This window comes from Pseudomonas sp. FG98 (assembly GCF_057808595.1).
The window spans coordinates 36,003-60,018 of record NZ_JBMDIJ010000026.1 but is presented as its reverse complement, the minus strand read 5'-3'; the positions used below and the strand labels follow the sequence as shown (position 1 = coordinate 60,018).

The following is a 24,016-nucleotide window of genomic DNA, read 5'->3' as shown; positions in this document are numbered from 1 at the left end:
GCTCAGTTCCTCGCGCCTTTCTGTGCGTGTTCGTCCAGGCCATCGGCGAGCAGGCTCAGGCCGAGCATCAGGGTCGAGATGGCAATGCAGGGGAAAATCACCAGGTGGGGGAAGCTGATGGCCATGCTGCGGCCTTCATTGATCATGCCGCCCCAGTCCGGCGTGGGTGGTGGCAGGCCGAGGCCGAGGAAGCCGAGGGCGCCGATCATGATCGCGGTGTAGCCGATGCGCAGGCAGAAATCGACCACCAGCGGGCCGCTGCAATTGGGCAGGATCTCCACCAGCATGATGCGCAGCGCGCCTTCGCCCTGGGTGATGGCGCTGAGCACGTAGTCGCGCGAGCGGATGTCGATGGTCAGCGCGCGCATGATGCGGAAGATCGCCGGCGCGCTGGTGAAGGTCACCGCGATCAGGATGTTCAGCGCCGAGGCGCCGAGGGCGATGATGATCACGATGTACAGCACCAATACCGGGAACGCCAGCACGGTATCGGCGACGTACGACAGCGCGGCGTCGACCTTGCCGTTGAAGTAGCCGGCGCACAGGCCCATGGCGGTACCCACCGAGAATGCGGTGACGGTGGCCAGGATCGACCACAGCAGCACGGTGCGCGTCCCCCAGATCAGCCGCGAGGCGATATCGCGGCCCATCATGTCGGTGCCGAGCAGGAACACCTGGCCGCTGTCGTCCTGGCCCAGCGGGGTGAGCAGCGGGGTGAAGCTGGCCAGCGGGTCATGGGGCGCCAGCCAGGGTGCGAGCAGGGCCAGGCCGGCCCAGCCGCCGACCAGCAGCAGGCCGAGCAGGGCCAGCGGGTTCTTCAAGGTTTCGAGTGCGCGCATCAGGCACCTCCGAGGCTGCGCAGGGTGATGCGCGGGTTGAGCCAGGTGTAGGCGAGGTCGGAGAAGATCTTGGTCGCGCCCACCACCAGCGCGCTGATCATTGCGCAGGCTTCGATGAGGTAGACGTCGTGGTTCAGCGAGGCGGTATAGAGCAGCGAGCCGAAGCCCTTGTAGGCGAAGAACACCTCGACCACGATCACGTTCGACAGCAGCCAGGGGATGTACAGCATGATCACCGTCACCGGCGCAATCAGCACGTTGCGCAAGGCGTGGCGCAGGACGATCTGCCGGGTGGGCACGCCCTTGAGCCGGGCGGTGCGGATATACGGGGCCTGCATCACCTCGACCATCGAGGCGCGGGTGATCCGCGCCAGGTAGCCGACGCCGAACAGGCACAGGACCATCAGCGGCATGGCCAGTTCGGCCAGGCTGAAACCGTCGCTCATGCTGCTGACGCCCGGCAGCCAGTTGAGCCAGAAGACGAAGATCGCCGAGACGAACACCGCGCTGGCGAAGTCCGGGATCGAGGTGGTGACGATCGACAGGCAGGACACCAGGCGGTCCAGCAGCGAGCCCTGACGGATCCCGGCGAGCACGCCGAGGCTGATGGCCAGCGGCACCATCACCAGCAGCGCCAGGCCGGCCAGGGTCAGGGTTTGCACGAGGTTGGGCAGCAGCAGGTCGATCACCGGGGCGCGGAAGTGCACCGAGGTGCCCCAGTCACCGGAAACGAAGTCCTTCAGCCAGACCAGATAGCGCCACACGAACGGCTGGTCATAGCCATGCTCGTGCAGCCATGCCGTGCGCTGGTCGGCGGCGGAGTAGGGGCCGAGGACGTGGGTGGCGACGTCCTCGATATTCAGCTCGAGGGCCAGGAAAACGATCACCGACACCGATAGCAGGGTCGCTATCAGCCCCAGTGCCTTGCGTAACAGAAACTCAGCCATGCTTGCACGCTCCGGCTAGTCATAGGAGGGCGGGCCACCGCCAGGCGGCGACCCGGTCGCATGGTTCAGGCGCTCAGCCAGACCTGGTCCATCGGGAAGAAGTCCGAGGGATGCACGCGGAAGCCTTCGACCTTCTTGCTTGCCACGGTGAACTTGTCGCCCCAGAACGGCTGCACCATGACGCAGGCGTCCTGCAGGATCTGCTCGACGCTCTGCATGGCCTGGGCCCGCTGTTTCGGGTCGATGATGCCCATCGCCCGGTCCAGCGCGGCATCGAAGGCCGGGTCCTGGTAGTGGCTTTCGTTCCAGGCGGCGCCGCTGCGGTAGGCCAGTTCCAGCGACATCACGCCGAGCGGGCGGTGGGCCCAGTAGGTGAGGCTGAACGCAGCCTTGTCCCAGATCGGCCAGTACTGGGTCGCGGGGATCACCTTGAGGTTGATGCGGATCCCGGCTTCGGCGCAGTTCTGCTGGAGGATCTGCGCGCAATCCTGCTCGAAGCGGCCCTGGGTGTTGCCGACGATCAGGTCGATATCGATGCCCTTGGGGTAGCCGGCGTCGGCCAGCAGCTGCCGGGCCTGGGCCACGTCGCGCTTGCGCGCAGGTAGCGGGAAGTACTCGGGGTGCGACGGCGCCACATGGTGGTCCTCGCCCACGGTGCCCATGCCGCGGTAGGCGATCTTGAGCATCTGCGCGTTGTCGGCGCAGAGCACCACGGCCTTGCGGATGCGCAGGTCGTCGAACGGCTTCTGGTCGCAGGCCATGCGCATGACCACGGTCTGCGCCGACTTGCAGCTGAGCAGGCGGGCATTGGGCAGGCGCTTGGCCAGGTCCACCTCGGCCACGCTGATGCGGTACAGCACGTCGACCTGACCGGCCTGCAGGGCGGCCAGTTGCGAGGAAATGTCGGTACCCATGTCGATATAGCGCAGCTCGTCCAAAAGCGCCGGCTGCCCCCAGTAGTCGGCACGCTTGGCGAAGGTCGCCTGCTTGTTGACATCGAACGACACCAGCTTGAACGGTCCGGTGGCCAGCGGATTGCGCGCCCAGTCGTCGCCATTCTTGAAGCTGCGGTGGACGATGGCGCAGGTGAAGGCGTTGAGCATCTCCGGGATGGCCAGCATCGGCCGCTTGAGGAGCAGGCGGAACTGGAAGTCGTCGACCTTCTCGAAGGCGGCGATTTCCTGGAACGCGGTGCGGTTGACCGACTTGGAATCGGCGGCGGTCCAGCGCTCGAAGTTGTGCTGCACGTCGGCGACGTTGAAGGTGTCGCCATTGCTCCACTTGACGTTCTGGCGCAGCTTGAAGGTCCACACCTTGAGGTCTTCGGACGGGCTCCAGCTTTCGGCCAGGTACGGGTGGGTGATGTTGTCGGCGTCGACCCAGGTGAGGAACTCCAGGCTGTTGCGCAGCAGGTTCGAGGCTTCGATCCAGGTGATCAGCATCGGGTCCTGGATTTCCTGGATGGCGCAGGCGAAGCGCAGGCTGCCTCCCGCTTGTGGAGTGGCGGCTTGCAGCGGCGAACCGAGCAGGCTGGAACCGAGGAAGGTGCTGGCACTGGCGGCCGCCACGCCGAGCAGGCTGGCGGTGCGCAGGAACTGCCGGCGGTTGATTTCACCGCGCTGCACTTGCTGGCAAAGGTCGTTGACGGCCGGGTGCGGCGCGGAGCCGTCCAGGGTGATGAGTTCGTCTTTCATGCGTCGCTCCAAACGTGACCAACGGCTGCGTGCAGTCGTGCGCGGGGCACGGCGTTGCCGCTGGTGGAAACAGGGATGGGAGTACCGTAAGGCTGCTGGCGTGGCTTCAGCCCGGGATCGATCGACGGCAGGAGTACGGCGTAAGGAGGACAGCGAGGGTGTGCGGCATGGTGGCGGCTCTCATGTTGTTTTTATTAAGAGATGCCTGAAGTTTCATGAATCGAAGCCGCTTCGACAAACGACTATTACGTCAGCCTAACCTGCGCTGGACGCATGTTACTGGGCGCGTGCAGCCTGTTCGCCACGAAAAAAGCCCCGGCTTGCGCCAAGGGCAAAACGCGGTGCCGAAGGAGGCGCGGCACCGGGGTATGCAACGCGGTAGAGCGGTGGGTCACTGGCAGTCGGCAACTTCTCCGGTACCGCCGAGGTTGCGCTCGGCCAGCCACACTTCATGCATCAGCCATTCGCGGAACTGCTCGACATGCAGCGGCAGGTCCTGCCCCGGACGGCTGACCCACCAGTACGACTGATGGCCGTCGACCTGCACATCGAGGACCTGCACCAGCTGCCCCGCCGCCAGTTCGCGGGCGACCATCTGCCGGTCGGCGATGGTGATGCCCAAGCCATCCATGGCCGCGCGGATGGCCATGTCGAGGGTGTCGAATTCGTAGCCGCCGCTCAGGTCCACGTCGCTGATGCGTGCCGCGTCCAGCCAGTGGCGCCAGGTCAGGTAGCGCTGGTCCTCGCGGGCCAGGACATGCAGCAGGGTCATGTTGCGCAGGTCGGCGCGGCGGTTTTCCTGTTGCAGCAGCAGGGACGGCGAGCACACGGCGATATGCCGCTCGTGCATCAGCAGCGAGCTGTCCAGTCCGTCCCATTCACCATTGCCGAAGCGGATGGCGCCATCGAGGGTGGCCATCTCCGCCAGGTTGTCCTGCAACTGGCTGGTGAGGGTCACTTCCAGGCCCGGGCAGGCTTCGCGCAGGCGCCCCAGGCGCGGCAGCAGCCAGCGGCTGGCGAAGGTCGGCGGTGCGTTGAGGCGGATGCGGTTGGCTTGCTGGTGGGTCTGGATGCCGCGAACCGTCAGTTCGATACGGTCGAACGACTGTTGCAGAGCACGCAGCAGGGTGCGCCCGGCGTCGGTCAGTTGCAGATGGTGGTGGCGGCGTTGCAGCAGCGCCTCGCCCAGTTGTTCTTCCAGCTGGCGCACCTGGCGACTGACCGCGCTCTGGGTGACGTTGAGCAACTCGGCGGCGCGGGTGAAGCTGCCGGTGCTGCCGGCCACTTCGAAGGCTTTGAGGGCGTTGAGGGCGGGGATCTTGCGCTTCACGTGCCAGGGTCTCCTGCGGTGTGGTTGGGGCTCGCTTTACTGGCTTTCCTGGCTAGGCGCGGAGCGGGGCGAAAAAAGTCGCGAAGTTACGCAGCGCGAGTGGTGCTCGCAAACGAGCAATACGCACCTGGAGCATGATAAAAGCGCACGCTTGTAAAGTCAGACGTTTCTGTAGAATTGCCCTACAAATACAAACAGTCGTGTAGGACCATGCGTACATTACCTCCGCTGAATATGCTCAGGGTCTTCGAAGAAGTCGCACACCATCGCAGTTTCAACCGTGCCGCCGTGTCGCTCAGCGTGACCCAGGGTGCGGTCAGCCGGCAGATCAAGCAGTTGGAGGACTACCTCGGCCTGCTGCTGTTCGTGCGCAGCCCGCGTGGCCTGGCTCTGACCGAAGCCGGGCAGGCCCTTGCCGGGCAACTGGGCGAAGCCTTCGACCGTATCGAGCGGGCGGTCGAAGTGTTGCGTGTACCTAACCTGCGCCAGCGCCTGCGCATCCTTGCGCCACCGACCTGGGCCACCCGCTGGCTGTCGCCGCGCCTGCGCCAGTTCATGCAGCGCTGTCCGGACATCAGCCTGAGCGTCACCAACCAGCAGGATGACCAGCACCCGGGCGAGCTGGACCTGCGCATTCTGTTCAGCCATCAGGACCAGGCCCATGGCCAGCAGCGCCTGCTGGTCATGGAACGGCATATCGCCGTGGCCAGCCCCGAGCTGTTCGAGGCGGGCAACCCGCCGCAACTGGGCGAGCATCCCTTGCTGCACATCCTGCATGGCGGCAAGCGCTTGCAGGTGTGGGAAAACTGGCTGGCCGCCACCGGCCAGCATGCGGTCGATGCCGCTGCCGGCATCGAGTTCTCCACCCTCGACCAGGTGATCAATACCGCCCTGGCCGGTGGCGGTCTGGCGGTGATTGACCGGCAGATGATCGAGCGTGAACTGGCCAATGGCAGTCTGTTGCCGATCAGTCCGGTCGAGGTCAGCGGCCCCTATGGCTACTGGCTGGATATTCCCGGCGACAAGCGCGGCCTGGCCAAGGTCGAGCGCTTTCAGGACTGGCTGGGCCTGATGAGCAACCCATGAGCCTCGGCGCCCGCCGGGTCGGTCTCGCCGGAGCCCGCTTCATCGAGGGATAGCGCCTTGGTTTCCGGGGCCCAGGCGATCGATACCAGCGCGCCCACCAGCAATACGCCGGCCAGCAGCGCCATGGTCGGGTTGAGGCCGATCCCGGCGACGCTCACCGGCAGCAGGAAGGTGCTGATCGCCGAGCCCAGGCGGCTGGCGGCGGTGGCCAGGCCGATGCCGCTGGCGCGCACTTCGGTGGGGAAGCTTTCGGCCGGGTACACGCCGACCAGGTTGCTCACCGCCGACAGCACCAGGGTGAACAGGCCGAACAGCGCCACCATGACCCAGGCCATGCTGCCCGGCATCAGGGTGAGGAGGAACAGCGCCGTGGCGAGCAACAGGAAACTGCTGATCAGGAAGCCGCGGCGGGTGAACTTCACCGTGCAGTAGATGCCCAGCAATGCGCCGACGATCAGCAGGGCGTTGAGCATCATTTCCGTGCCGAAGCTTTCGGCCAGTCCCATCTTCTGCAGGATGCTCGGCAGGAAGGTATAGATGGCGAAGTAGGGCATGACGATGCAGATGAAGAACAGGCAGTTGAACGCCGTGCGCTTGCGGTAGCGGGCGCTGAACAGGGCGGCGAAGCCGGATTGGCTGGCACGGCTCGGTGTTTCGTCGAGGGTGACGTGGGCGCCCAGGTGCTTGTGCACGATGGCGCGGGCTTCCTTTGCGCGGCCTTGTTGCAGCAGCCAGCGCGGCGATTCCGGGGTGCCGATGCGGGCGATCAGGATCAGCGCCGCCGGCAGGGCGGCGGAGGCCAGCATCCAGCGCCAGGCGTCGTCGCCCAGCGGCAGCATCGCGGTGCCGACGAAGGTCGCGGCGACGTAGCCGAAGGTCCACACCACCGAGAACGAGCCGAGCAGCACGCCGCGGTGCTTGCGCGGCGAGAATTCGGCGAGCATGGCATGGCCGACGCTGTAGTCCCCGCCCAGGCCGATGCCGATCAGTACCCGGCAGATGAACAGTTGCAGGGCGCTTTCGACGAAGAACTGCATGGCCGAGGCCAGGGTGATCAGCACGAAGCTGACCAGGAAGATTTTCTGTCGGCCCACCCGGTCGGAAATCCAGCCGAAGAACAGGCTGCCGAGAAACAGCCCGATCAGCGCGGAGCTGCCGATCAGCCCCTGCCACAGCGGCGACAGCTGCATCTGCGGGCTGATCAGGGTGAAGGCGATACCGATCAGGCCGAGGATATAGCCGTCGGTGAAATGCGCGCCGAAGGTCAGCCCGGCGATCTTGATATGGAAACGACCGATGGGCAGGTCGTCGAGTTTTACCGTTTGGCCCGTCATGTTGACACCTCGTTGTTCTTGTTGGGTCGGGCGGAGCAGGGGTGTGCCGCGTCGCTCGGCGACGCGGCAACCGGCGTGGCGGCTATCAGCCGGCAAGGCCTCCCATCAGCACGTACTTGATCTCCAGGTAGTCATCCAGACCGTATTTCGAGCCTTCCCGGCCCATCCCCGATTCCTTGATGCCGCCGAAGGGCGCGACCTCGGTGGAGATGATTCCTTCGTTGACGCCGACGATGCCGGCTTCCAGGCCTTCGGCCATGCGCCACACCCGGCCGATGTCGCGGCTGTAGAAGTACGCCGACAGGCCATACGGCGTGTCGTTGGCCAGGCGCAGCACCTCGGCCTCGTCCTTGAAGCGGAAGCACGCGGCCACCGGACCGAAGGTTTCCTCGCCGGCGATCAGCATCGCGTCAGTGGCCTCGGCCAGCACGGTCGGCTCGTAGAAGGTGCCGCCCAGCTCATGCCGGCGACCGCCGCAGAGCAGGCGGGCGCCACGTTCGAGGGCGTCGCCGACATGCTGTTCGACCTTGGCCAGGGCCGCCGCGTTGATCAGCGGGCCCTGGTCGCTTTCGCCCTGCAGCGCGTCGCCTACGCGCAAGGCCCGCACGGCCTCGGCGAAGCGGCTGGTGAAGGCTTCGTAGATACCGTCCTGCACGTAGAAGCGGTTGACGCACACGCAAGTCTGCCCGGTGTTGCGGAATTTCGAGGCCATGGCCCCGCGTACCGCGGCATCCAGGTCGGCGTCGTCGAAGACGATGAACGGGGCGTTGCCGCCCAGCTCCAGCGAGACCTTCTTCAGGGTGTCCGCAGCCTGGCGCATCAGCAGCTTGCCGGTGCGGGTCGAGCCGGTGAACGACAGCTTGCGCACCACCCCGGAGGCTTGCAGGGCTGCGCCGATGGCCGGGGCATCGCCGGAGACGATGTTGAACACACCGGCCGGCACGCCGGCCTGTTCGGCCAGCACGGCGAGGGCGAAGGCCGACAGCGGGGTTTCTTCCGAGGGCTTGAGCACCAGGGTGCAGCCGGCGGCGAGCGCCGGGCCGACCTTGCGGGTGACCATGGCCAGCGGGAAGTTCCACGGGGTGATGGCCGCGACTACGCCCACCGGCTCCTTGGTCACCAGCACCCGGGCATCGGCCTTCGGCGTCGGGATGACATCGCCGTAGACCCGCCGCGCTTCCTCGGCGAACCATTCGAGGAAGCTGGCGGCGTAGGCCACCTCGCCCTTGGCCTCGGCCAGTGGCTTGCCCTGTTCGCGGCTGAGCAGCGCCGCCAGGTCATCGCGGCGGGCCAGCATCAGTTCGGCCCAGCGCCGCAAAATCACCGCGCGCTCCTTCGCCAGCAGGCCACGCCAGGCCGGCAGTGCCTGCTCGGCGGCGGCAATTGCGGCGCGGGTTTCTTCGCCACCGCCCTTGGCCACCTCGGCGACCACTTCGCCGTTGGCCGGGTTGAGCACCGGGTAGGTGGCCGCGCTGTGCAGCCACTGGCCGTCGATGTAATGGCCGGTTTTCAGCAGGTCGCTCATGCCACCGCCTCCCGCAGGTCGAACGGGCCACGGGCCGGGCGGGCAGCACGGAGAATGCGCTTGCCGGCGGTGTAGTCGTTGATCACGTCGCACGGGGTGTAGTTGCGCTCCAGCTCGTACAGGTCTTCCTCGTCCAGGCGCATGTCCAGGGCGGCCAGGGCGCTGTCGAACTGGGCGGTGGTGTCGGCGCCCACCAGCATGCTGTCGACGCCGCCATGCTGGAGTACCCAGGCCTGGGCCACCTGGGCATTGCTCACGCCGTGGCGCAGGGCAACCCGTTGCACCGAGCGGGCGATCTCGAACGAGGCTTCGTCGCTGTACATCTGCTGGGTGAAGAAATCGGTCTGGTTGCGCGTCGATTGCACGTCGCCGGTGAGCAGGCCGCGGGCCAGCGGGCTGAACACCGAGACGCCGAGGCCCTGGTCCTGGCAGAACGGGATCATCTCGCGCTCTTCCTCGCGGTAGGCGCAGTTCAGTTGCAGCTGCATGTTGATCGGGCGTGCCCAGCCGTTGCGCTCGCAGGCCAGCAGGAGCTTGGCCAGTTGCCCGGTGAGCATGGTCGAGACGCCGATATAGCGGGCCTTGCCGGCGCGCACGATATCGTTGAGCGCTTCCATGGTTTCCTCGACCGGGGTGTTCAGGTCGAAGTAATGCAGCATGTAGATATCGAAGTAGTCCATGCCGGCGCGCTGCAGCGAGGCGTCGATGCTGTCCATGATGTGCTTGCGCGAATGACCGCTGGCGTTGATGCCCGTGCGGGTGCCGTAGCCGCATTTGGTGGTGACCACCAGGTCGTCGCGGCGGGCCAGGCGCTTGAGGATGCGCCCGACCACTTCCTCGCCGACCCCGGCGGAATAGAAGTCGGCCAGGTCGATAAAGTTGACCCCGTTGTCCAGGGCGTGGCGCACGATCGGCTCGCTCTGCTGTTCATTGAAGATCCACGGCTTCCAGTCCGGGGTGCCCATGTTCATGGTGCCCAGGCACAGCTTGGAGACCTGCAGGCCGGAGTTGCCCAGTCGGATGTATTGCATGGCGCGGACCTCAGGCTTTCGGGGTGTAGAAGGGGTTGGCGATCTGGTTGACCACGTCGGCCAGCTGGGCGCGGGCCGGCAGGCATTGCAGCGCGGCGCGGATCGCCGTGCGGCAGGCGTTGTAGTTGTTCAGGTAGACCGCATCGAGGTCATCGCAGGACGGGTTGACCCAGTTGGCGGTGACGATGGCCCAGTCATCCTCGGCTTCGGCCGGCAGGGTGCCGTCGAGCAGGGCTTCGGTGACCGCCTTGGCGATACCGGCCTGGGACGCGCCCCAGGTGGCGTTGGCATGCAGGTCGCCGTTGATCTCGGCCTTGTTGACGTACAGGGTCATGGGTTTGACCGGGATGTTCGGCGCGGCGATGACCATGAACGGGCAATGGCCCTGGCTGGGGGAGGCGAGGCTGCTGGCGAAGGCCTGCCCGGCCGGGCCGCTGCGCGGGCCCATCATGATGTTGATATGGGCAGCGTTGACGCCTGGGCCTTCGAAACCTTCGCCGATGTACAGGGCAAGTTGCTTCATGGAGCTAACCTCGATCATTTTGCGGTCTTCGGAAAACCCGGGCGGCACCTGCTGCCCGGGCTGCAAATCAGGTACTCGGCTCAACCGCAAAACGAAGGTGCTGGGTGCATGCGCAAGGGTGGAAGCAGGGGCATGCCGCGACGCTCTTTTTTGTAGTTGGACGAGCTTGCTGGCGCTGGCCAGTCGCGACGATTTTTAGCATCGGGGTGCGGCGGGGATGTAGCGAGATTAAGTCATCGGGTTATGCGCTGGAGTAATAACCGCGAGGCCGGGCAACGCTGCCAGCCGGGTGCTGGCAGCGGGCCGGGAGATCAGCGCAGCGGAATGCTGTAGCTGAGGATCAGCCGGTTCTCGTCGACCGAGCGGCTGAAGCTGGAACGGTAGGCGGCGTTGCGCCAGCGCAGGCGTGCCGTTGTGGCGATGAGCGGAGTGTGGTGGGGGCGGTCAGTTACAACTGGTAGGGGAATTACCAGCCTCTGAATCGATGCTGCCCAGGGCATCCATTCAGAGGCTGCGGGGTTCTAAAGTGCGCACCCTCCCGGTCGATAACTCAGGGTACGCATGGGCTCAAGTTCCTCATAACAACACATGCGACGTTCAGCGTTAGCGTTTCCCCTTGCCAAAACTATAAATACCCGCGGGTGAAGTCATGAATATCAAGCAGAAGCTGACCTGGGCGTTCGCGGCTATCGCGTGCGTGCCTGTCATCCTGGTCGCCGTTCTGGTGGTGTTGAATCTGCGTGAGGGGGCCCAGGCCGGTTTCCTCGACAGCAGCGGTCGTGAGATCCGTCAGATCGACAATGGCATGAAGCAGTTTTTCGACGGCATCAGCCAGAACGTCGACTACGTAGCCAAGGACCCGCGAGTTATCGCGGCCAAGGACCTCAAGAGCTACATCGGCGCCGACGCGGCACAGATTCCCCTTACCCAGACCAACAAAGAGTTGCTGGCGATCTTCGACCAGTTCGCCAAAAGCCACCCAAGTACCGCCTACCTGTCCCTGGGCCAGAGCGATGGCGGCTACGCCAGCTGGCCGGACGACACCAAGCTGAGCAACTACGACCCGCGCGTACGTCCCTGGTACAAGGCGGCCATCGCCGCGCCAGGCACCACCGTACGCACCGGTGCCTACTATTGGGCGCCGGACGATGTGACGCTGATCGGCACCGTGCACACGGTCGCCGACGCTACCGGGAAGATTCTCGGTGTGGTTGGCCTGGACGTATCGCTGAAACAGCTCACGGAACTGGTGCGCAACATCAAGCTGGGCGACAGCGGCTACCTGATGCTGGTGGAGGACAACGGCAACGTGCTGGTAGACCCCAGCGACGCCAAGCACAACTTCAAACCCCTGGCCGACCTGGGCCCCAACTACGCCGAGCTGGCCAAGCAAGGCGACGGTGTGACCCAGATCGAGATCGACGGCGTGGCCTACATGGCCAACGTGGTCAGTTCCAAGGACCTGGGCTGGCGTTTTATCGGCCTGATCAAGCGTGATGAAGTGATGGCCGAGGCCAGCCGCCTGACCTGGTTGATCGCCGCCATTGCCGCGGCATTGGCCCTGGTGTTCGCGATTGTCGGCGCCAGCTTCGCCAGCGTGATCGTGCGTCCGATTCGCAGCGTGGCCGACGGTCTGCAGGAAATCGCCGAAGGCGAGGGCGACCTGACCCGCCAGCTCAAGGTGCAGGGCAAGGACGAAACCGCCAGCCTGGCGGGCTGGTTCAACCAGTTCCTGGGCATGATCGCCCAACTGGTGCAGCGCATCGGCAGCGCCTCGTCCGACCTGCAGACCGCGGCCACCGACACCAGCCAGGTGGCCAACAACCTGAACCAGGCTGCCGGTCGCCAGCGTGAAGCGGTGGAGCTGGTAAGCACGGCGTTCAACGAAATGGTCGCCACGGCCAACGAAGTCGCGCGGTCATGCAGTGCCGCCGCGTCGAGTGCCGAAGAAGGCTACCGCGACGTCAATGACGGCCAGCAGCACATCGGCGAGGCCACCGGCAGCGTGCTCAAGCTCAGCGAGGATCTGCAAAAGTCGACCCAGACCATGCAGTTGCTGGAGCAGGACAGCCAGAACATCAACACCATTCTCGACACCATCCGCTCGATTGCCGAACAGACCAACCTGCTGGCGCTCAACGCCGCGATCGAAGCGGCGCGCGCCGGTGACCAGGGCCGAGGCTTCGCCGTGGTCGCCGACGAAGTCCGCGCCCTGGCACGGCGCACCGCCGACTCCACCGGCGAGATCGACAGCCTGCTGGGCAACCTCGCGCGCCGTACCCAGGAAGTCACCCAGCAGATGCAAGGTAGTCTGCAGGTGTCCCAGGCCAGTGTGGAGCGCATTCAGCAGGCACGTGACAGCTTCGACAAGATCCGTGGCTCGGTGGACTCGATCCGCGACCAGAACACCCAGATCGCCACTGCCGCCGAGGAGCAGCATCAGGTGGCTGAGGAGATCAACCGGCATATCGCGCAGATCCATGCCGATGCACAGTTGGTTGAAGGCTTTGCGCAGTCGTCACGGACGGGGTCGGGGCGGTTGATAGAGATTTCGGCGCAGCTTAAGGGGTTGGTGGGGCGGTTCAACTATTAGCATCTTCGTCTGGGTGAAAGCGCCGAGCGACGAGCGCTCGGCGACCCATCGTTAAGTCAGTCGTGCCATTCCACCAGCGGTTGCGGAATCCGACAGCCATCTAGCCGTTCGATCACAGCGGGACGAAGCTGCATGCTCACCTCGCTCCGCATTGGATGAAAGGTAAACGCTCAAGTGACTTCGCGAGACTGTGCTCGCTCGACCACGATGGAGATACCCATGAGCAACAAGCCCAGTACAGCCAGGCAACTGGCGACCCAGCCGGTCGAGGCCCAGCCCCAGCCAGCGGCGATCGCCCAGCCGCCCAGAGTGGCGCCAATGGCATTCGAGATATTGAAGGCGCTGTGGTTCAACGCCGCAGCCAGGGTCTGTGCGCGTCCCGCGACCTTCATCAAGCGCACCTGAAGCGCCGGCACCAGGGCAAAGCCACAACCGACCATGAACAGGGTGATCAGGGTGCCGATCGATGAGGACGAGAAGGCCGAGAAGAGCGCCAGGAACAGCACGTTCCACAACATGATGCAGACGATCGCCGGTATCAGGGCGCGATCGGCCAAGCGTCCGCCAACCAGATTGCCGGCGATCATTCCTAGCCCCCACAGGGCGAGGACCATGGGTACCTGGTCGACGCTGAAGCCCGAGACTTCGGTCAGCGTTGGGGTGATGTAGCTGTAGACGGCGAACATGCCGCCGAAGCCGATCGAGGCACTGGCGAGTGTCAGCCAGATCTGCAGGCGCTTGAGCCCGGCCAGTTCCGCTGCAGGGCTGGCGTGCCGATCCTTGGGAATTGCCGGGATGAAGTACCTGAACAGCGCTATGGAAATGCCGCCGGCCACGGCCAGCGCACCGAAGGTCGCTCGCCACCCCAGGATCTGGCCGATCCAGGTCGCCACCGGAACACCTATCACATTGGCTGCTGCCAACCCCGCCATGACGTAGCCTGCCGCCTGGGCTTTCTTGTCCTCGTCCACCAGCGTCGCAGCGACCAGGCAGGCGACACCATAGTAGGCGCCGTGGGGCAGACCGCCGATGAAACGCGCCGCAAGAAGAGACGCGTGGTTCCACGCCAGGGCACAGGCTGCATAGCCGAGGGCGAAGAGGGCCAGAAGCAGGATAAGGAGCAGCTTCCTCGGCCAACGCGCTGCAAGAATCGCAATGAGCGGGGCGCCCACCACCACCCCTAGCGCGTAGGCCGTGATGTAGCTACCCGCAGCGGGGATGGAGACGCCGGTGGTCCTGGCGATATCCGGCAAGAGGCTCATGGAGACGAATTCACCGGTACCGATGAACAGCCCTCCCATGCCGAGGGCCACGATCGCCGTGATTACCCCGCGAGGCGCGGAGAGGGGTTGGGTATCGCGGGCCGGGTGCGTCACTTGGGTATTCATGGAGATGCCTTTTCTAGCGTCAAGCAGCCTGCACTCGTTGCGCATGACCGCAACGAGCAGGTGTGGTATCGAGTGGGGGAGGTCTTACGCCAGGTCGGCGATCCAGGCCTTGAACTGGTCCGCGTAAGCTGGATGCCAGCGGGACAGTGCAGGGCGATTGTGGATCATGTCGTCTGCCGACCATTGCATCCGGCGCTGGTCGAGTTTGCGGGTGACTTCGTTGTCTTCGCAGAACAGATAGAACTCACCTCGTGCCATGCTTTCGAGCATGCGCTCGGCGACCTGGTCAGCTGTCCAGGGGGCCTGCGGCTTTACCGAGCGATCCGTCATCCCCGGGAAATTCATCGGCGTATAGGTGTAGCCAGGGATCAGCAAGTGGGCGCTCACGCGGTTTTCCGAACGCAGGTAGAGCTCGTGGGCCAGCTGTTCGGTCAGCACCTTCAGTGCCGCCTTGGAGACGTTGTAGGCCGCATTGCCAGGAGGGGTGGTGATCCCCTCCTTGGAGCCGAGGTTGACGATGGCGGCCGGCGTGTCCTTGCCGAGGAGGTACTCGGTAAACAATTGCTGGACAGCCAGCACACTCCAGAAGTTGACCTCCATGGTCTGGCGCCACTGATCCGGCTCGTGCCATGGTCCCGCGCCTTGGGCGATAGCCGCGTTGTTCACGATCAGCGATACGTCACCAAACCCTCGAGCGCGATCGTACAGCTGCTGCAACGACTGCGCAGAGGTGACGTCCCCGGTTATTGCCAGTAGCTGTGCCCGCGGATCGGCCTCGTTCAGTGTGTCGAGGGCGGCATCGAGCGCAGCCTGGTCCTTGTCGAATAACACGACTTTCATGCCTTGCGCGCAGAGCCGACGTGCGATCGCGAAACCGATGCCGACGGCTGCGCCAGTGACTACGGCAACATTGGCTTGATGGATGGCGGGATGGTTCATGGGATCAGTTCCTCAGTGGTGGCGGGTATGCAGTGTCAGCTCGGTGATTTCCGGCGGGACACCGAGCCGGACAGGAAAGCCGTTCCACAGGGCCGTGCCATTGCTGACGTAGAGGGTCATGTCGGCAACCTGGTACACGCCGGAAATGAAGCCGTCATTGGCATAGCGTGCGATTTGATCCAGGCCAAGGATCATGCCGCCATGGGTGTGGCCCGAAAGCTGGACGGCGACGCCTGCCGCCGCCGAAGCACTGGCATTTTCCGGGCGATGCTTGAGCAGCACGACCGGGGTTTGCGGGGGGATATCGGCAATCGCCTGGCTGAGATCGGGCGCGGATTGGTTGTAGTTCACGGCTACCTCGTCGGCGACACCGGCAATCGCAAGTTGCTGGTCATTGCGGGTGACCAGCACGTGCTCGTTGACCAGCATGTGCATGCCCAACAGTTCGAAGACCTGCCGCCACTGGCGTTCCTGGAAGTAGTATTCGTGGTTGCCGGGGATCGCGATGACGCCCAGCGGCGCACGCAATTCTCCCAGTGCGGCCACGTCGTGCTGCCTGGCCTCTGGTGTGCCGTCGATGAGGTCGCCGGTGATCACCACCAGGTCGGCATTCAGCGCGTTGGTCTTCTCGATCACGCTTGCCGTCCACGGCGCGTTGAACAAGCGACTGATGTGCAGATCCGACAGTTGCACGATGCGCATCCCCTCCAGCCCGGCTGGCAAGTTGGCGATCTCGATGCTTACGCGTTTGACCGCTGGAACCTGAACGGCCTGATGGACGCCGTATACCGACAGCAGTGCCGCGAGCACTGCTGCGCTGGCTCTGCCACGACGGCTCGGCCGGTTACGCTCGCCGGAAAGCAGCTTCAGGGCCAGGCCAATCAGGTCCAGCAAGAGCGTGATCACGATGAGCAGCACGAAGGCGCAAAACGCCCAGCCGAACAGGATGACCAGCAGGCGAGGCAATTCGGGAGAAAACATCGTGCCGGTCATGACGATCTGGAGAGCGTGGTACTGGGCGATACCAAGCAGCAAGATGGCCGCCATCACCCGGCAAGGAGTGGTCGTTAAGACCGGTAGAGCCCATCGCCAGATGAGATAGAGAGAACCGACAAAGGTGTATACGTGGAACACGTTGTTACCATCCATATTGAGTTGAATTTATGGTAGCGATCCGGAGCATGGGTTAGGTTTAGGTCAAATGAATGCCGTGTTTAATTTTGCTCATCACTGGAGGCTGAATGCCTGTTTTGCCAACCGCCAGGCTGTCCCGATCCGACCTGGCCGACCTCAATTCCTTTCTGGTGGTGGAGGGGCATCGCAGCTTCACAAAAGCGGCGATTGAACTGGGCGTGACGACTTCTGCGCTAAGTCATTCCATTCGCAATCTTGAGCAGCGGCTTGGGGTACGCCTGCTCAATCGCACCAATCGAACCGTGTCGCCCACTGCAGCGGGCGCGACCTTGGCGAAACGGCTGGCCGTGGGGTTTCAGGAAATTGGCGGGGCGTTGGCGGAGGTCGACCAGCATCGTGATCGGCCCTCCGGGCGCTTGCGGATCAACGTGCTGAGTGACGGTGCCAGGTTGCTGTTCACCAGGCGCCTTCCAGTCTTTCTGGATGCCTACCCGGACGTCGCAGTGGAAATCGCCATTGATGATCGCATGATCGACATCCTGGCGGCGGGATTCGACGCGGGTGTGCGTTATGGCGAGACCATTCCCGAGGATTTCATCGCCGTGCCGATCAGCGATCGAATTCGCTGGGTCGCCTCGGCGTCCCCCCGGTACATCAATCGCGCTCCTCGGCTTAATGTCCCGGAGGACCTGCTGAACCACAAGTGCATCCAGATCCGTACGGGACAGGGGGTGATCTACCGGTGGGAGTTCGAGAAAGACGGGGAGCAACGGGTGATCGACGTGCCCGGACAACTGTGCGTCAACGAAACCGAGTTCGGCATCCAGATGGCCCTCGCTGATCGCGGCATCACCTACTGCCCCGAGGAGCGCATCCGTCCGCATCTGGAGACGGGTCGCCTGCAGGTCGTGCTGCCTGACTGGTCGCCCGTCGAGCCGCCGTATTATCTCTACTATCCAGGGCGACGACAGATGCCTCCAGGCTTGCGCGAGCTTATCGACACGTTGCGTGCCGATTCGGCTTCATGGTCTGCACAACCATAGCCTTGGGCTGGTCGCGAACGTTGTAGCGCCCTCGGCAAAGCGGCATCAGTGCACCGTACCCGCGAGAAGTGCCAACAAGGCATCGGCATCCAGTTTTGCGCTCATTTCACCACCTTCCAGCAGGCTGTCGGCCAGGTCTCGTTTGCGAGCGTGCAGGCCGACAATCTGCTCCTCGATGCTGTTTTCGGCGACCAGCCGGTAAATGGTCACCGGGCGCTGCTGACCAATGCGATAGGCGCGGTCACTGGCCTGGTCCTCCACCGCCGGATTCCACCACGGGTCAAGATGGATCACATAGTCGGCAGCGGTGAGGTTAAGGCCGCTGCCGCCGGCCTTGAGGCTGATGAGGAAGATCTCGCCCATGCCAGCCTGGAACGCGTTCACTCGACGTTCCCGCTCTTTGGGCAGCACGCTGCCGTCCAGATACTGGTAGGTGATGTGTTTTTCATCGAGCAAGGTGCGGACGATGTTCAGGTGATCAACGTACTGGCTGAACACCAAGGCTCGATGGCCATTCTCAAGAAGCTCTTCGACGAGGGCGGCAAAGGCCTGAAGCTTGCTGCCTGGCAGCGTCGAATCCGCAACCACCAGGCTGGGATGGCAGCAGAAGCGGCGCAGGCGGGTGATTTCCGTGAGTATCCGAAACGACCTGTCCGCTCCTGGGGCCGATGCGGACACGTTGCTCACCGCTTGCTGGCGAAGGGCTTCGTAGAGATGAGCCTCTTCATCGGACAGCGGTACCTTGTAGGTGATTTCCGTGCGGGCGGGGAGTTCGTCGAGCACCTGGCTTTTCAGGCGGCGCAGGATAAAGGGTTGGATAAGCGCTTTCAGGGCCCGTCGGGCTGCTGCATCGCCCTGTTCGATCGGTTGGGCGAAGCGGCTGTTGAAGCTTTCCTGGCTGCCGAGCAGGCCTGGGTTGATGAAGTGGAACAGGTTCCACAGCTCGCCCAGGTGGTTTTCCAGCGGGGTGCCGGTGGCGACCACGCGGAAATTCGACTGCAGGGCCATGACGGCCTGGGAGCGCTTGGTCTGGGCATTCTTGATCGCCTGTGCTTCATCCAGCACGACACTGTTCCAGGAGCGGGCGGCGAAGGCTGCACTGTCCTGCTGCAGGAGCCCGTAGCTGGTGATGACCAGGTCACCGGGCCCGAGGTCATCCAGGTTGCGTTCCTGGTGATACAGATGCAGTTTCAGATGGGGAGCGAATCGCCTGCTTTCAGCTTGCCAGTTGAGGATGACCGAGGTCGGGGCCACGACCAGTTGCGCACCGCCGGTAGCCCGTTGCAGGAGAATGGCCAGGACCTGAACGGTCTTGCCCAGACCCATGTCGTCGGCCAGGCAGGCACCGACGCCCCATTGCGCCAGGCGTGACAACCAGATGAATCCCTCGTGCTGGTAGGCACGCAGGTCGGCTTGCAGGGTGCGGGGTAGCCGGGGTTGGTAATCGCGCAGCGACTGCAGTTTTTGCAGGTGCGTGTGCCAGCTCTCGTCGGCGGTGAATTCGCCGACCTCCGCTGCCAGGCCGGCCAGTATCGGTGTGGTCAACGGATTGAGGCGAAGGCCCTGGTCGGTGACCCGATCGGACAGGTAGGCCAGTTCATCCAGGTGTTTGCGCAGCTTGTCGTCAAGTGCCAGCCAGTCGTGCTCGTTGAGCCTGAGGAAGCGCCCCGGGCTGGACTTGATCAGTTCCAGAAGCTGGCGCAGACGCAGCACCTCGCCGTCATCGAATGTCATCTCGCCCTGCAACAGGAACCATTCCCCCTGTTTGCGCACGCCAAGCTTGAGCCCATCCAGCTTCAGGCGACCTTTTATGCGCATGCGTTCGCCTTCCGGCCAGATGCAGTGCACCTGATTGCCGTCCAGTGCGTGCAGTTCGGCGAGTACCTGCAAGGCATCCTGGGGCTGGTCCAGTTGCCATTCCTGACCATCGCTGTTGGCGTTGGCCAGTCCGGGGCAGGCTTGCAGCAACTGTTGCAGCGCCTGGCGCTCGCCGGTCAGGTCGCGGCATACCTGCAATGGCTTGCCGTCGCGCTCGCCGAGCACGTTCTGTGCGCCCTGGCCCGGTCGGAACCAACTGCTCTCGGCTAATGGGCGCACCAGCAGTTGCAAGCGCAAACCCTCCGCGAGTGGTAGCAGATAGGCGTAGAGGCGCGGATCTGCCGGCTCCTGATCGAGCTGCGCGGCGAGTTCGGGGAGGTCTGAATGGATCGGCAGCAACGGGGCGATGGCGCTGACGGCCTCGAGCAGTTGCGCCTTGCCTGATAGCGGTACGCTCAGGCCTTGGCCGATGATCTTGACGACTTGGCGCAGGTCGCCGTTGAGCGAGTAAATCTGCAGGCGGGTCGGCGTTTGCCTGTGCAGGTAATAGGTGTCGTCGGTGGTGAGGCCCTGCGGATCAAGGCGCAGATGAATCTGCCCGTCCCCGGCTTGCAGATGCAGGCTGGCATGGCCCGTTTCAAGCTCGACGCGCACGTCCGGGGCGTCGTGCCAGAACAGTGCCGGGTGGCCGACCAGCCTGGGCAAGGCCACGCCCAGAGGCAGTTCGTAATCGGCGTGGGAATAGAAGGACCGGTTGGCCTGGATCCCGCTGATCGCCTGACGGTCCTGTTCGCAGAGAAAGTCCAGGCTGTCGACTTCATCCATCAGGCGCTTGAGTGCCACCGGACGGCCTTTGCTCCATTGCCCCTTGGCGCCGAGCTTCTGCTCGCGCGGTTCAAGCTTGTTGGACCAGTGCTGGGGATTCACCAGCCACGCCAGGCGAGTCTTGTTCTTGCCCACGTTGCTGGCCGGCGCGCTCGCGGGCTTTAGCTGGCTCAGCGCGTCAAGTGCGTGCTGCCAGGCCGCCCGGCGTTGGAGCAGTGCGGCCAGTGGTTGCAGCCCTGCATCCTGATGCAGATCGTGAAGATGGCGCGGCACATCGAATTGCGCCGAGATCAACACATCGAACTCGGCCGCCAGCCAGGCGTAACCCCGTTGATCCAGTTCATCCCGGTAATCTTGCAGTGTCGTGCGCCAATCCTGCTCGCGCGCGAACGGGGCATCCAGCCAGTACGCGGCGAGGCCATGCATCAGGCCATCCAGACCCTTGAGCTGCTTGGTGCCCACGTATGACAGGTTCGGCGTATTGCCTTGCAATTGCTCGAAGAACTCATAGAGCGCCCAATAGGCGTTGCCGTACTGCTCCTTTTTGCCCAGGACCAGTGCCTGCTTGAGCGCGGCGTAGTGCTGGCTATCGTTTTCAGCGAAAAGCGCCAGAGAGTACATCGCGTTGAGCAGTGGCGGCAGGTCGATCTTGCGCTTCTTGGTCTGTCTGCGCTGTTCGGTGAGCCAGCTGCGCAGCACAACCAGGGCCTCGCTGGTCTGGCCGCGTAGCATCGAGTGCAGGGTTCGGGAGGTCAGTGGGCAATGCTCACCGCAGTGGCGCAGTGTTTCCGAGTCGCCTCGCCACAGAGCTTGCTCCATCAATTGCACATCCAACGCGGGGTAGGGATGGTGCGCCATCTCGCGCAGAGCCAATGCATAGCTCTCGCCTGTAGCGCCCAGCAGGCTGTTGTTCAAGCGAAGATGATCTTCGAGCAACAACCCGCGCACGGTCTCGTCAAGTTGCTCGAACACCTTCAGGCCAGCCGGATCCGACTGCAGAAGGTGCATGGGGTGTTGGCGTGCCCAGTCATTCGCATGAAAGAGACTGTCCGCTTGATGCAGCGACTGCTGCACCATTGGGGGGCTGCCGTAAAACAGATTCAGCCAGAGATCTTGCAGTACCCGGGGTTTGCCGGGGAATTGCCACTCCCCAAGTGCAGGCAGGCTATCGCTGATCTGCTGCAAGCGCAGCCTGCCGTCGGCGGCGCCCAGCAGGCTAAGGAGAACGCTGTTGCGCCGTTGTGCCGGTATGACGAAGTATTGCCCCTCTCTACGCTGATCGACTGAGACCCAGCCCTGTTCTTGCAGCGATTCCAGCAAGTCGGACAAGGTGGTGGTATCGAGCGGCTTGCCGTCCGGGTCACAGATATCCATGGTCCGCAGCAGTTTCAGCAGCGAGCCTTTGCCTTTGCCGGGGAAGGACATTGCCAGGACGTGGAGCAAGGCCTGGCAGTTTTCGGGCAGGAAATCGGGGGTGAGGGTTTGAGGGGGCATCCTGGATCTCGTTTTTAGCGGTCGGGCAACTGTACGTTATGGCGGCCTTCTGCAAAGGGCGACAGGCTTGCTGATAGCCGTTACAGGTGGATTACGGTGGACGCACCGAGGTCTGGTGCCGAACGTGCAATCCCTCACCCAGTCGCGCAGCTTATGTAGTGGGCTCGTCCCAGTCGCTATGTGTCGCAGCAATCAGCGCGTTCCAGTCATCAGGAGGGTTGCCGCGGCCCAGCATCTTCTCGAATACGGCATATGGATCGGACTTGCTGCCTGCGGAGCGCAGGGTGTTTTCGTCGTTGATCCATGCATAGACGATGACCTTGGATCTTGAGTCGTAGCGAAAGAACAGCCGAAAGCGCCTGCCGATTTTTGCCCGCCGCCAATGTCGGTAGGCTGTGCCCAGTGTGTTGCCTTGGCGGAACTCATCACGGCCAGGGTCGACTGGTACAGCTTCCATAATCAGGTGGCTCAGTGCCCGAAACAGCTTCACGTTGGCGTTGCTTTCAAAACCTTGCGGGTTGTTCTGCTCGGCCCGGGCGGCGGCTTCTTGCAATTTGCGTAGCTGTAAAATCACACCTTCATGGAACAACAGTGTCCAGCCATGGCGTTGCTTCAAAGTGCAACCTCGCCGCCAATGTCGTCGTCCAGATTTACAGGGTGGTTTGCGTTGGCGAGCATGGCCTGTGCCATGTCGTCTGGGAGTGTAGTGATGTTTCGTCCGTTGCGGATATCAGCCTCCAGCAGGTTCAGGAACGCGCCGATGGCAGGGTCTTCGTGGTCGGCCTCGACACGGCTGACCACGACCTCATTCCCGCGGACGTCGAACGCGACCTTGGTGCCTGTACTCAGGCCCAGCAGTTGGCGAACGGCCTTGGGTAGGGTGACCTGGCCCTTGGAGGTGAGCGTGGCGACTTCGTGGATGTCAGGCATGAGCGATTTCCCGGATGCATTAAAAGGAAAAGGTAAGGAGTTATCCTTACTTGGTCAATCCTGATTTTTGAGGGGCGTTATAGGTGGGGAGTGAGGCTGCCAGGGGCGAACCATGACTTACGCCACTTTCGGGAGCGTGATCTATGTAAAGCCGGTCTTTGGTTGGCTTATCGAAGGTGTCAGGTTCTTTCAGAGACTATCCGGATCCCCAAAGAACATTTGGGCAGGGCTCTAGGCATCCCAGGTGGTCAATGTTCTTGGGGAACAAAAACTCGGGCTTCTCTTCCGGGTAGTTCGGTGCAAGCCAGCTCCGCAGGTCTGCGCGGCGAATAGACCTGTAGACACGTTCGTCGTGGTCGTTGAGCGTTATAGGGCCGCCAAGGAAGGTTGCAGGTAGTTCGCCACAGGCAATGGCGTCATAGATACGCTCTACATGGAAATGTAGAAATGGCCACTGGGGGAAGCGTTTGAGCAGCTCGCCTGAATGAGAAATCTCGACTTGCAAGATTTCCGCTGCGTGATCAGTAAGATTGCACCAGAGGATCGCGGCATCGATGGGGTGGTAATGGCTCCTGATCGGATCCATGGTGAGCAGCCTCCTGCAGAAACTGTCCTGACTTGCGCTGGTGGGGCTGTTCTACTACGTCCTCTGTCGAGCGATTTGATTGCTTATTTCTGTTAACCCATCAGCGACGCTTGAGCGCGAAGAGCATTTTTATTGAGCAGTGACGCCGAACTGAAAGCTGGAAGCGGTAACACCACCCATAAATCCCTGCTCGTGGTAAACGACACGGGCAATGTCGTGCTCTGCAGCACCAATGGCCACCATGAGCGGCAGCAGGTGTTCCTCGCGCGGATGAGCCAGACGCGCTGCCGGAGCATGCTCCCAGTCGAGTAGCGCCTGGGTGCGATCTGTAGGTGGTAACGCCATGACCTGATGCAGCCAGCCATCAAATTCCGTCGATGCTATTACCGCAGCAGCGCCAAAGGCGCGCAGGTTGTGATAACTCAGCCCACTGCCTACCAGTAGTACACCCTCATCGCGTAGTGGGGCCAACGAACGCCCCAAGTCGATGTGCGTCTTTGGATCAAGTCCAGCTTGCAATGACAACTGCACAGTGGGCATGTCTTGGTCTGGGTAGGCGACGGCCATGGGGGCATACATACCGTGGTCATAGCCTCTATCGCCGTCCAGTTGTACGCCAAGACCGGCCTCCCGCAGCAGGCTCGCTACACGGCAGGCCAAGACAGGATCGCCAGGTGAGGCGTAACTAATGCGATAGGTGTGCTCAGGGAATCCGTAGTAGTCGTAAATCATGGGTGGATGTGGATGGGATTGCACCGAAAATACAGGCTCCTCCCAGTGCGCGGACACCATCAAGATGGCCCGGGGCTGGCCTCCCGCGTCTGCTGCCAGATTCCGCAACGACTGAGCGAGTTTCGCGTACGGGCCTGCAACCATGCCATCCATCCATGGCCAAGGCCCGCCGCCGTGCGAAATGAAGAATGTGGGTAATCTCGTGGTCATGGTTGCATGGTTCCT

General features: G+C 63.2%; 18 protein-coding genes and 2 pseudogenes. 4 read left to right on the top strand and 16 right to left on the bottom strand.

From position 1 onward, the window contains the following. Nucleotides 1-2 precede the first annotated feature (2 nt). The 4 genes from ACODSK_RS16970 to ACODSK_RS16955 all read right to left on the bottom strand — a co-directional run bounded on the left by ACODSK_RS16970 (nucleotide 3) and on the right by ACODSK_RS16955 (nucleotide 4,810). Nucleotides 3-839: an ABC transporter permease gene (locus tag ACODSK_RS16970; RefSeq protein WP_489017754.1), complete on the bottom strand. Its 837-nt coding sequence runs from the start codon at nucleotides 837-839 to the stop codon at nucleotides 3-5. Further along, the gene (locus ACODSK_RS16965) at nucleotides 839-1,786 is read right to left on the bottom strand and encodes an ABC transporter permease (RefSeq protein ID WP_489017753.1); all 948 of its coding nucleotides are present in this window, start codon (nucleotides 1,784-1,786) and stop codon (nucleotides 839-841) included. The genes ACODSK_RS16970 and ACODSK_RS16965 overlap by 1 nt, the downstream gene beginning before the upstream one ends. A gap of 65 nt (nucleotides 1,787-1,851) precedes the next feature. Next, entirely contained in the window at nucleotides 1,852-3,480 is a 1,629-nt protein-coding gene (locus tag ACODSK_RS16960; RefSeq protein ID WP_489017751.1) for an ABC transporter substrate-binding protein, read from the bottom strand. 391 nt (nucleotides 3,481-3,871) lie between these two features. Continuing rightward, a complete protein-coding gene (locus ACODSK_RS16955; protein WP_489017749.1) occupies nucleotides 3,872-4,810 on the bottom strand; it encodes a LysR substrate-binding domain-containing protein in 939 nt (312 codons plus the stop codon). A 210-nt stretch (nucleotides 4,811-5,020) separates the two neighbouring features. Between ACODSK_RS16955 and ACODSK_RS16950 the strand changes: the two genes are divergently transcribed. Beyond that, entirely contained in the window at nucleotides 5,021-5,896 is an 876-nt protein-coding gene (locus ACODSK_RS16950; RefSeq protein WP_489017747.1) for a LysR substrate-binding domain-containing protein, read from the top strand. On the opposite strand, the gene ACODSK_RS16945 is transcribed toward ACODSK_RS16950, so the two are convergent. From ACODSK_RS16945 to fae, 4 genes are all read right to left on the bottom strand, one after another. Continuing rightward, on the bottom strand, nucleotides 5,863-7,230 hold the full coding sequence (locus ACODSK_RS16945) for an MFS transporter (protein WP_489017746.1): 1,368 nt from the start codon (nucleotides 7,228-7,230) through the stop codon (nucleotides 5,863-5,865). The two genes, ACODSK_RS16950 and ACODSK_RS16945, sit on opposite strands and share 34 nt — an antisense overlap. Nucleotides 7,231-7,315: 85 nt before the next feature. Then, entirely contained in the window at nucleotides 7,316-8,755 is a 1,440-nt protein-coding gene (locus ACODSK_RS16940) for an NAD-dependent succinate-semialdehyde dehydrogenase (protein WP_489017744.1), read from the bottom strand. Next, on the bottom strand, nucleotides 8,752-9,786 hold the full coding sequence (locus ACODSK_RS16935; RefSeq protein WP_489017743.1) for an aldo/keto reductase: 1,035 nt from the start codon (nucleotides 9,784-9,786) through the stop codon (nucleotides 8,752-8,754). Before ACODSK_RS16935 ends, ACODSK_RS16940 begins: the two co-directional genes overlap by 4 nt. Before the next feature lie 10 nt (nucleotides 9,787-9,796). Next, nucleotides 9,797-10,309, bottom strand: coding sequence for a formaldehyde-activating enzyme (gene fae / locus ACODSK_RS16930; protein ID WP_489017741.1), 513 nt, complete (start codon nucleotides 10,307-10,309; stop codon nucleotides 9,797-9,799). Nucleotides 10,310-10,958: 649 nt separating this feature from the next. On the opposite strand from fae, the pseudogene ACODSK_RS16925 reads away from it, so the two are divergent. Continuing rightward, a pseudogene (locus ACODSK_RS16925) lies at nucleotides 10,959-12,041 on the top strand (HAMP domain-containing protein); the annotation flags it as partial. A gap of 345 nt (nucleotides 12,042-12,386) precedes the next feature. Beyond that, nucleotides 12,387-12,902: pseudogene (locus ACODSK_RS16920) on the top strand (methyl-accepting chemotaxis protein); the annotation flags it as partial. A gap of 170 nt (nucleotides 12,903-13,072) precedes the next feature. Here ACODSK_RS16920 and ACODSK_RS16915 read toward each other — a convergent pair. The 3 genes from ACODSK_RS16915 to ACODSK_RS16905 all read right to left on the bottom strand — a co-directional run bounded on the left by ACODSK_RS16915 (nucleotide 13,073) and on the right by ACODSK_RS16905 (nucleotide 16,363). Beyond that, entirely contained in the window at nucleotides 13,073-14,290 is a 1,218-nt protein-coding gene (locus tag ACODSK_RS16915) for an MFS transporter (protein WP_489017739.1), read from the bottom strand. Between the two features lie 84 nt (nucleotides 14,291-14,374). Then, nucleotides 14,375-15,229 carry an SDR family NAD(P)-dependent oxidoreductase gene (locus ACODSK_RS16910; RefSeq protein ID WP_489017737.1) on the bottom strand — a complete coding sequence of 285 codons (855 nt, stop codon included), beginning with the start codon at nucleotides 15,227-15,229 and terminating at the stop codon, nucleotides 14,375-14,377. 12 nt (nucleotides 15,230-15,241) lie between these two features. Further along, the gene (locus ACODSK_RS16905) at nucleotides 15,242-16,363 is read right to left on the bottom strand and encodes a metallophosphoesterase (protein ID WP_489017736.1); all 1,122 of its coding nucleotides are present in this window, start codon (nucleotides 16,361-16,363) and stop codon (nucleotides 15,242-15,244) included. Nucleotides 16,364-16,470: 107 nt separating this feature from the next. Between ACODSK_RS16905 and ACODSK_RS16900 the strand changes: the two genes are divergently transcribed. Continuing rightward, a complete protein-coding gene (locus tag ACODSK_RS16900; RefSeq protein WP_489017734.1) occupies nucleotides 16,471-17,406 on the top strand; it encodes a LysR family transcriptional regulator in 936 nt (311 codons plus the stop codon). A gap of 45 nt (nucleotides 17,407-17,451) precedes the next feature. Here ACODSK_RS16900 and ACODSK_RS16895 read toward each other — a convergent pair whose 3' ends face one another. From ACODSK_RS16895 to ACODSK_RS16875, 5 genes are all read right to left on the bottom strand, one after another. Next, nucleotides 17,452-21,543 carry a DEAD/DEAH box helicase gene (locus tag ACODSK_RS16895; protein ID WP_489017733.1) on the bottom strand — a complete coding sequence of 1,364 codons (4,092 nt, stop codon included), beginning with the start codon at nucleotides 21,541-21,543 and terminating at the stop codon, nucleotides 17,452-17,454. A gap of 151 nt (nucleotides 21,544-21,694) precedes the next feature. Then, nucleotides 21,695-22,159 carry a type II toxin-antitoxin system YhaV family toxin gene (locus ACODSK_RS16890; RefSeq protein ID WP_489017732.1) on the bottom strand — a complete coding sequence of 155 codons (465 nt, stop codon included), beginning with the start codon at nucleotides 22,157-22,159 and terminating at the stop codon, nucleotides 21,695-21,697. Beyond that, nucleotides 22,156-22,473, bottom strand: coding sequence for a type II toxin-antitoxin system PrlF family antitoxin (locus tag ACODSK_RS16885; protein WP_489017730.1), 318 nt, complete (start codon nucleotides 22,471-22,473; stop codon nucleotides 22,156-22,158). The genes ACODSK_RS16890 and ACODSK_RS16885 overlap by 4 nt, the downstream gene beginning before the upstream one ends. 196 nt (nucleotides 22,474-22,669) lie before the next feature. Further along, the gene (locus tag ACODSK_RS16880) at nucleotides 22,670-23,059 is read right to left on the bottom strand and encodes a hypothetical protein (protein WP_489017728.1); all 390 of its coding nucleotides are present in this window, start codon (nucleotides 23,057-23,059) and stop codon (nucleotides 22,670-22,672) included. A gap of 129 nt (nucleotides 23,060-23,188) precedes the next feature. Then, entirely contained in the window at nucleotides 23,189-24,001 is an 813-nt protein-coding gene (locus tag ACODSK_RS16875) for a DODA-type extradiol aromatic ring-opening family dioxygenase (RefSeq protein WP_489017726.1), read from the bottom strand. Nucleotides 24,002-24,016: the final 15 nt, after the last annotated feature.